Raw genomic sequence first — 8,747 nt, forward strand, 5'->3', positions numbered from 1 at the left:
ATAAACACATCCACATCGACACCCTGACGCTGGACAAAAGCCAGACTCAGAGCAAAGCTAGTTGTTAGAGAAGCTATTAGTTGATTTAGTGCCAATTTGAGCGCCGCGGCACTTCCTACTGGGCCGATAAGTAAAGGTTCTGTCCCAAAATTTTGGAGTAACTTTAAGTGGCGTTGATATTGTTCTGGCTCGGCCCCTACCATAACACTCAACTTGCCAGCTTTTGCTTCTGGGATACTCCCTAATACAGGTGCTTCTAAATACTCACCACCACCACCAACAACAACTGCATCTCTAATTTCCTGGCTTTCTGTGGGAGTAATTGTTCCCATTTGGATGATTGTGCGCCCTTCCAAAGTTTGCCAAGCAGTGTCTGAAAGCAACACATTATAAATGGCCGGGGCATTAGTCAGCATGAGGATTACGCACTCAGCAGCACGAATGGCGTGGCGAGGATGTGTAACAATTTCAGCCCCAGCTGCTTGTAGTGGTGCTAATTTTTCTGGGGTACGATTGTAGGCAACTAGCTGTATATCTGCGGCTAATAACCTTTGAGCCATTGGTAGTCCCATCAGTCCAGTTCCCAGAAATGCCACCTTCATTTTTTACGTTCCTTTGATACAGCGTAGGCGTAGCCTGTTGTAGACATCGCGTTTCCATCGTTTGATTTTAATATCAGTTATCACTGAACAGTTATCTCTAAATACTGATAACTGTTCACTGACTAGTGACTAACGTCTCTAGCCATTAGCCACCAGCTGCAAAAGTCAACATAATTATTACTGAAAGTAAAATCCCTGGAGTAAGTAAGGTTACTAGCATTAATAGGTCATGAGTGGACATAATTATTACTTTGGTATTGTGTTTAACTTTACTGTAGTCACTGTTATGCTAGTCTAAATAAGACTGATACTGCATTCTTAAATAGAGTTTTAACTTTTCTTTCTTTACGTTTACTCTGGCATGGTCAATCCTTTTAGTGGTTGAGAAATTTCTGTCTTGTCCAGACCTTTGCTCTGAATTAAAACTCCAAAGCCGCCGAGTCCTGTGGGATCTAGAAGTTGGTGTAGTGAGTCCCGGCGCTGTAGTAACTGTGAGAGGGGTTGCTGTTGATCAGAAAGGGCAGCAATGCGTTCGTCGTTCGCGTAGCGTCTCGTAGAGAAGACGCGGCTTAGCCGTTCGCCTAACCCCAACACCATCAAAAATAATCCCTGCTGGATAAAACCAACTTTTTCTAAACTACACCGCTCACCCCAGCGTTCCAAAGCCGTAAAGTCAACATGGGCCGTGATATCTTGTCGCCCAATATTGATATAGGGGTTGTCATGGAAACGATGATGGTAATAACACTGTAGCGTTCCTTGCGATCGCCTGGGATTATAGTAACGGCTGGCGGGGTAGCCATAATCAATTGTTAACACATACCCGCGCTGCAAGCGGTCTGCTACTATACTCAACCAATCTAGAGCAGCTAAATTAATTTCACTACGGTAACCATCTGGATATGCATCGGTAAAGTTGATTCCTACTAAGTCTAAATATTCAGCTAGTTGGGGCGTTGAAGGTTCTCCTGTGACTTCTACAAATGCAAAATTTGACCTCTCCCCCAACCCCTCCCCTATGAGGGGAGGGGAGGAAGATTCGCCCTTACCTTCTAGGGGGGTTAGGTTTTGTGATGTTGTCACATAAATTTCTCGGAGTTCGCCCGCTTCTAGGATGAATTGATGGACGGGGAAAGCATCAACTAATTCATTAGAAAAAAAGCAGCCTGCGATCGCATTTGCTGGTATCTCCTCTAAATTGCACCAACGCACTGGGAAATCTTGCAAGCGTTGCTGCTGTTCTTGTCTTAAAGTTGGCGACTTTTCAACAATGATGTACTCCAGGGCGGTAAAAAAATCTGGGTAGTGCAGTTGATTATATTTAAGGATATGCAATGCCAGCAACCCTTGGCCTGCTCCCATTTCTACTAAAGAAAATGGTACAGGTTTTCCTAAAATCTCCCACATTTGCAAAAATTGTTCTGCTAGTAACTCGCCAAAGTCAGCACAGAGGTTGGCAGAGGTGAAAAAATCACTATCTTTAAAGCCTATTTTGACTGCATCGCTGGAATAATAGCCGTATTCAGGGTGGTATAATGCCATGTCCATGAATTGGGCAAAAGTAATTCGTTGTTGAGGATTGGTGGTAATGTGATTTGCGATCGCTGCACACAATGCTGGATTTGAATCCATAAAATTTGAGGTTTGAGATCCATTAAATATTGAAAAAAAGCTTTACTGTGTAAGAAAATGATGTATTGATTTTCATTAAGGCGATCGTGATGTCTACAAACGGTTACACCATTAATCGCCTTCAATCGTTAACGCAAAGGCAAGAACCGGACTTGTCCTTCTCATTCTCTTTCTAAGCTACATTCATCTAGCAACAAAATTTCCTCGATCAGTAAACCAACTGAAACACGACGACTGATCTCAAATAACCTAGGCATTGCTATCAATTTCAAGGTAGCGATCGCTATTAGGCACTCACCAACGACACCAGCACACCATTGGGATCGCGGACACGAGCAATTGTTTGTCCTCCAGGCTGGGTTTTAGGGGCATCTAGTGTTTTTGCGCCTGCCCCAATTGCTCTCATGTAAGCGCTGCCAACATCAGGAGTGATAAATGATATTTGGATTAATGGGGGTGGTTGTGTAACATCGTTGGGATGGAAGCCACCAGGAAATAACTTCTGTGCTTCGTTACTAGAAGAGAAAGCTAGTGTAGTATTTCCAGTTTCGATTTCAGCCCAAATAGATTGTCCTTTATCCTGGAGAGTGCGACGAAGTAGACCAAAGGCTTTTTCGTAAAACTCAACGGTTTTAACTACATCGTCTACCCAAATAACCGTGTAACCAAATTTCACAGTTTTTTCTCCTTATATAGAAAAATCAGTGCTGGCGAAGATTTCTGCTACTTTACTGTACGCGATTTTAACAGAGTGTTGAGCGCAGTCCACAACTAATATCATGTCCGCTTGATTACTTATTACAGCAGTTTTCATGTATTTGAACCACATCTGTCGTAGGGGCTAAGCTTTGCTCATTGGTGTCAACTTAAGAAGATTTTGCCCAAATCTGTTGGGTGTAAGCGTCAATCTCACGATGGCGCTTACGCCTGGTTTTGACTAATCCAAACAGCTTTTGACGTTCTACAAGATAAGGAACAGCCTCAGATGTATCATTACGGATAACAGCTTGGGAAAAATGGTATAAACCACGAAAGACCATTTCCGTAGAAATTCGCTCTAAGGGCTGATTCAATGCGATGCCTACGGCGGTAAACTACGCAGTTTTTTTTCGTCCTTGCCTGAACATAACTTGAGTGGCTTGAAGCTGGCTGGTGATAGCAATGAATATAGTTGTTTTTCAATTCCGTCACTCTGGGGAAATAAAAATCTCAAGCAACATTTAAACTTCATACAGCACTTGGGTTTGAACCTTTATTTTTTAACATTATGGTCAGAAATATGTATTTTGCCTGAAACTCCTGCGTAGCAAGGATTATATGTTTTTACTCTGGTGAGAGTGATTAAAGAGCGATAAGTAGAACGGTGTGGAAAAACAAAACTATTTTAATTACCTTCATAGTTTCAGCTTTGCTACTTTTCTCCGTGAATTTCTGTTGGAATGGAAGCACGCAAAACTCAATTTCAGACTAGTTCCACGAAACTGCTATTTCGTGCCTAACTCTTGAAGTTGTTCAGAAGCTTTTTGGCTTAATTTAAAATCATTATTTAAATCATTATTTAATTCCAGGACTTTCTTCAAATCTTTTACTGCTTTTTGCTTACTGCCTTTACTTTTGTAAGCAAGCCCTCGGTTATAATAAGCCTCGGTATAATTAGAGTTTAATCTGAGAGCTTCGTTGTAGTTATCAATGGCCTTGTCCCATTCCATCTTTCCAGCGTGAGCAAGCCCTTTATTATAATAAGCCTCGGTATAATTAGAGTTTAATCTGAGAGCTTTGGTGTAGTTATCAATGGCCTTGTCCCATTCCATCTTTCCAGCGTGAGCAAGCCCTTTATTATAATAAGCGTCGGTATAATTAGAGTTTAATCTGAGAGCTTCGGTGTAGTTATCAATGGCCTTGTCCCATTCCATCTTTCTAGCGTGAACAAGCCCTTCAGTATAGTAAAACAAGGCATTATTAGGCAAGTTGCTGTTCTGATTATATAAGCTAAACCCTGCTAATCCAATTAGAAGAACTGTAGCACCTGTAATTAATTTATTTTTAATAAGTTGATTAAAGGATAGTTTATATGTGTTATTTGTTACTGGTTGTTGAGGAAACAAATCTTTATGTTTGATTTTAGAAGTCGGATCAAGTGTTTGGGCAATAGCTTGTAATTTTGGATTTCCAGGGTTTTTACTACGCGCTGCACGGATTAAGTTTTCAATCCATCCCTCTGCTTCTGCGGTTTGTATTATTCTGAAGATAATTTCCTGTAAACTTCCTTCCCCGGGAATCATCGCCAAGTTCTTATTTAATTCAAACGACAGCATTTGCTCTAAGGATGATTTCATCGGGAAAGCATCAATTAGAGCTTCTTGTAATTGTTGACGCTCTTGCCTAGATAATTGCAACATATAGATAGAATATGGAGTGTTTTGATAATATTTAGTGTTGGGCTTAATTAGAAAATTAATTTTTTATTGTTAGGTTTTACCTATTTCATCTTTTTTTCAAAACTGGTATTGCTTCTTGTGAAAGATTTTCCATTTCAATGGCAACTATACCTTCATCAAAGGCTCGTTGAAACATATCCTGCTTGCCTGAAGTTTTATAACCCACTCCGTCATAAAATCCTTTAGCAAACTCAATCGCTGCACTATCTTGAATTGGGTTATTCATCCCGATCACATAATTAATGTATTGGCTAATAGCTATAGCAGGTTTTTCTGAATAACAAGCATTCAGCAATACGCATTTAACATAATCAGCATGTAACTTAAACAGAGAGGCTAAACTAGATGGTGCAACTGGCTTATTGTTTCCCCCATCATCTTCTAACAGTAAACTGCCATCTTCCAAGCCGTGTCCGCAAAAATGAACAATAGATGGTTGTTCCTCTGCGATAGCACGACGAATATCTTGAGGACGTACAGCAGTTCTAACTTTAATTTCAAATAAATCTCGGTTGGTGGCTCGTTGTATAGCTTCTTCAATTTCTCTAATCTCTTTATCTAAACGCAGACCGTGGGGGATAGCTGCCAAAATTAAGATTTTTTGCGGCTGATGGCTTTGTTTTTGGGGGCTGTTAGGAGTTGTTTCTGGAGCATGATTTGGCAATAGTTCTTCGGCAATAGCCCTGAGTCGTGGATTTCTAGGGTTGGAATTACACGCAGCATCAACTAAATCTTCAACCCATCCCTCTGCTTCTGCTGTTTGTATCAGTTTAAAGACAATATCTTGTAAACTCCCTTCGCCTGCAATTGTTCTTAGATTTCTATCTAATCCAAACGACAACATCTGTTCTAGGGATGCTGTGTTAGGAAAAGCATCAATCAAAGCCGATTGTAATTGTTTGCGCTGTTGACTGGATAAACCCATATTTGTCAATTCCTTTTATGTTCAATACGAGTTGAGAGTTGTTGTGGCTGCTTTCAAACAATTGGTGAATCACCTCATTGCTACTTAGTTATTTTGTCTCCTGTCACAAATTCACCTTCTTTAACATTAGATGCAGAAACATCGTTGGTTCTCAACGACAACAATTTGTCACAACGACATATAATTAGTCACTATACAATAGGAATCCGGTTTGATTACTGAACTTACTTATGTGGTGCGCGTTCGCAAAGCGTCTCGCAGAGAAGCGCAGCGCAAGCGCGATCGGCAGGCAAGAGGCAAAAGGCACTCTTGCAAAAGGATTCTAGAAGATTAAGGTAAAGCTGAGTTTTTTTCAAAAATCAAATAGGACTCCTATAGTTGAACTATATTTATGATACTTTTCAGCGCGATCGCCTTCGCCGTAAATCGGGTTAAGGCAAGAAAACTCATCATCTAATACCTCAACACGACTTTGAAGTACCTCAAAACGACTTTGAAGTACCTCAACACGACTTTGAAGTACCTCAAAACGACTTTTAAGTACCTCAACACGATGTTGAAGTACCTCAACACGACTTTTAAGTACCTCAACACGACTTTTAAGTACCTCAACACGACTTTTAAGTACCTCAACACGATGTTGAAGTACCTCAACACGACTTTTAAGTACCTCAACACGATGTTGAAGTACTCCAACACGATTTCAAAGTACCTCAACATGACTTTGAGGTATCTGTTGCTTATTTGATGTTACTTTTTTGACAGATTTAATAAATACCTCAGTACAATCAACTAAAAATAATTAGGTCGATCTTAATTTGCTTTAATTTTTCCGAATTATTTCTCAGAGAAGTTTATGGTTGCATTGGCTAGAGTACATGCAGTAATCCTATAACTTCCTTCAGGAGCGCATTTTATGGCACGACTAAAACGCAGTTCACCGACTCTAGAAAAGGCTCTCCGTCGAATTGCAGGAATGCGATCGATTAGCCCGACGCTAGAATTTGGCAACGGATTAAATTTGACAGACTACGACAGCCGCATCCAAACCTTGCAAACCCAGCTATCTACCTACAACACTTTACTCTCTAGCATAGATGAAATGGCAGGTCGCCTCTCTCTAATTGAAGAAGAATTGGGCGGCTATTCTGAAAAGATGTTAATGAGTGTGGCAACGCATTATGGCAAAGACAGTTTGCAATATGTCCAAGCGGGAGGCAAGTCACGCAAGAAATTATCACGCCGTTCGAGCAACACCCAATCCCCATCTGAGACTACAGCTACAACCTTGAATGGTGCAAACAACAATGGTAAAAAAACCTCTGTTGTTTTACCTTAATGTTTAACTGCATCATGCTGGAGTGTTGCTGATTCTGGGTATAAATTAGAAGTTGTATGAATTAAAACTGAACTGTTTCAGTGGGCAATTTTGCGTCAGTGGGGCGATCGTCGCCTCACACAGCTAGAACAATACCTGTGGAATTACCTGATCATTCCAGTCGATCAATCCCTTTGTGAAGAATGGGCAGAGGTTCGTGCCAATCGACAAAGCGCAAGACGACCAATATCCCCACAAGATGCTTGGATTGCCGCAACGGCTCTACTGGTCTGTCAAATTCATTTTGACGGTTAAAGAGACGCGATAAATCGCCGTCTCTACAGGAAATTTATCCATCAATTATTTATTGACAGACTACTACGCTACGACTTACCGCTAGTCAAAATGAGATCAATTGCCTTAAGAGAGCGATCGCTTTCCTACTGCGAGGAGGCGATGTCTAACGAATTGCCACTCCGTGTCTACGTTGTTGAAGTAAAAGGGCGATCGCAGTTTGGATATGAATTAAAGAGCGATCATTAACTGCTTCAGACATCATAGTGAAATCGACAACTCAAAATGATGATTTCAGTTTCAGTCACTTCATACACTAAACGATGCTCATCCGTAATTCGTCGTGACCAATATCCGCTCAGTTCATGCTTTAGAGGTTCAGGTTTGCCAAGTCCAGTAAATGGTTGACGAACAGTATCGTTAATCAGGGTGATGATCTTGCGATGAATTTTCTTATCTTGTGCTGCCCAGTCGTTGAATTGTTCAAATGCCTCAAGAGCGAATGTTATATTCTTCATTCCATTCCTCAGGCGTAAAACTGACCAAGTTGGTCTTTGTTTCAATGTTTTGAATAGCGGTCATCAAGTGGTAACGATTGGCTTCAGTAGACAGCAAATACTCTGTCACATCTTGTTGAATAGATTGGTTAGCATTTGTCTCAACAACATCTTGTTCAACCAAAACAATCACTTCAACAACAGTTCCTTCTGCTAAATCAGACGTTTGAATCTCGATTTTGCCATCCTTGCCAACGACCACTTGCTGTTTAATGCCACTTAACATGATTAAACCCTCATGGTGCTAGATTTCACATTAGTTTTAGCTTAACTTAGTATGATCGCAATGGCTGAAATGGTAAACGGGCGATCGCCAATATTGTAAGTTGGGTTTGGCTCACTCTGGAGACAACCAGGGATTCATAATCTCAATATTCGTTCCATCGAGGGTTAGCTTTTATTCTTCAGTTTTGTTTAAGTCCCGTTATTCCCCTTATCTCCCCACTCCCCTATCCCGGTTTGTGATCTAAACGTGTGGCTTGCTCTAGGGCGGCTTTTTCTTTGGCTCGGCGGACATAGGGTTGTAATTGGGTGCGATCGCAACCTGTTAAAATAATCAGGTTTTCCAAGCTGATCCCCCGCATTAACATTTCTACCCGCCAGGTTTGTTGTGCTTGTGCTATGGCTGGCGTTTGTCCTTGGGGAGTTAATAGTCTTTCACTCCATATTTGCCAACGTATCTGAAGGTCTGATTCTGAGATGGGTGTGCCTGTTTCATTCAAAAACATAGCTGATTGAGCATCTTTACGACTTTTGAGCCATTTGATTAGAGGATTATTGGTAAAAGAGCCATAGCGTTTGCCCAAAATCCACTGATTCACAGGTACTTGTCGGACAAATCCGGGAATTGTGATTTGTAGGAAGTGTCCTTGAGTATCGTAGATTTGGTGCGATCGCTCCAAGCTAATTATTTCTGTGGCGGATAACCCAGCCCCAAATAACACATAAGCCAAAGCATAATCTCGTACTCCCGATTTCCTG

The 8,747-nt window shown here is 41.0% G+C and carries 11 protein-coding genes and 2 pseudogenes; 3 read left to right on the forward strand and 10 right to left on the reverse strand.

The window, feature by feature from the left end:
• The 7 genes and pseudogenes from LC574_RS13850 to LC574_RS13880 form a co-directional block, all read right to left on the reverse strand.
• The coding region (locus LC574_RS13850) for an NAD(P)-dependent oxidoreductase (protein WP_229454058.1) at nt 1-602 on the reverse strand (602 nt) is incomplete at its 3' end.
• 351 nt (nt 603-953) lie between these two features.
• A complete protein-coding gene (locus LC574_RS13855; protein WP_229454059.1) occupies nt 954-2,234 on the reverse strand; it encodes a class I SAM-dependent methyltransferase in 1,281 nt (426 codons plus the stop codon).
• Between the two features lie 286 nt (nt 2,235-2,520).
• Nucleotides 2,521-2,910, reverse strand: coding sequence for a VOC family protein (locus LC574_RS13860; protein ID WP_229454060.1), 390 nt, complete (start codon nt 2,908-2,910; stop codon nt 2,521-2,523).
• A 190-nt stretch (nt 2,911-3,100) separates the two neighbouring features.
• A pseudogene (locus LC574_RS13865) lies at nt 3,101-3,313 on the reverse strand (IS4 family transposase); the annotation flags it as partial.
• Nucleotides 3,314-3,718: 405 nt separating this feature from the next.
• A complete protein-coding gene (locus tag LC574_RS13870; protein WP_229454061.1) occupies nt 3,719-4,633 on the reverse strand; it encodes an effector-associated domain EAD1-containing protein in 915 nt (304 codons plus the stop codon).
• 85 nt (nt 4,634-4,718) lie between these two features.
• Nucleotides 4,719-5,597, reverse strand: a complete 879-nt coding sequence (locus LC574_RS13875; protein ID WP_229454062.1) for an effector-associated domain EAD1-containing protein — start codon at nt 5,595-5,597, stop codon at nt 4,719-4,721.
• Nucleotides 5,598-6,050: 453 nt separating this feature from the next.
• On the reverse strand, nt 6,051-6,317 hold the full coding sequence (locus LC574_RS13880; RefSeq protein WP_229454063.1) for a hypothetical protein: 267 nt from the start codon (nt 6,315-6,317) through the stop codon (nt 6,051-6,053).
• A gap of 196 nt (nt 6,318-6,513) precedes the next feature.
• On the opposite strand from LC574_RS13880, the gene LC574_RS13885 reads away from it, so the two are divergent.
• From LC574_RS13885 to LC574_RS13895, 3 genes are all read left to right on the forward strand, one after another.
• Nucleotides 6,514-6,936: a hypothetical protein gene (locus tag LC574_RS13885; RefSeq protein ID WP_229454064.1), complete on the forward strand. Its 423-nt coding sequence runs from the start codon at nt 6,514-6,516 to the stop codon at nt 6,934-6,936.
• Between the two features lie 90 nt (nt 6,937-7,026).
• Nucleotides 7,027-7,230 carry a hypothetical protein gene (locus LC574_RS13890; RefSeq protein WP_229454065.1) on the forward strand — a complete coding sequence of 68 codons (204 nt, stop codon included), beginning with the start codon at nt 7,027-7,029 and terminating at the stop codon, nt 7,228-7,230.
• A gap of 90 nt (nt 7,231-7,320) precedes the next feature.
• Nucleotides 7,321-7,458 (forward strand): hypothetical protein, encoded by a 138-nt coding sequence (locus LC574_RS13895; RefSeq protein ID WP_229454066.1) that lies wholly within the window; start codon nt 7,321-7,323, stop codon nt 7,456-7,458.
• Between the two features lie 5 nt (nt 7,459-7,463).
• Here LC574_RS13895 and LC574_RS13900 read toward each other — a convergent pair whose 3' ends face one another.
• The 3 genes and pseudogenes from LC574_RS13900 to LC574_RS13910 form a co-directional block, all read right to left on the reverse strand.
• Complete coding sequence (locus tag LC574_RS13900) at nt 7,464-7,727, reverse strand: Txe/YoeB family addiction module toxin (RefSeq protein ID WP_229454067.1); 264 nt, start codon at nt 7,725-7,727, stop codon at nt 7,464-7,466.
• Nucleotides 7,702-7,992 (reverse strand): hypothetical protein, encoded by a 291-nt coding sequence (locus LC574_RS13905; RefSeq protein ID WP_229454068.1) that lies wholly within the window; start codon nt 7,990-7,992, stop codon nt 7,702-7,704. The genes LC574_RS13900 and LC574_RS13905 overlap by 26 nt, the downstream gene beginning before the upstream one ends.
• A 223-nt stretch (nt 7,993-8,215) precedes the next feature.
• Nucleotides 8,216-8,747 (reverse strand): annotated as a pseudogene (locus LC574_RS13910) (TetR/AcrR family transcriptional regulator); the annotation flags it as partial.

This window comes from Nostoc sp. CHAB 5715 (assembly GCF_020829685.1).
Classification (GTDB): Bacteria; Cyanobacteriota; Cyanobacteriia; order Cyanobacteriales; family Nostocaceae; genus Nostoc.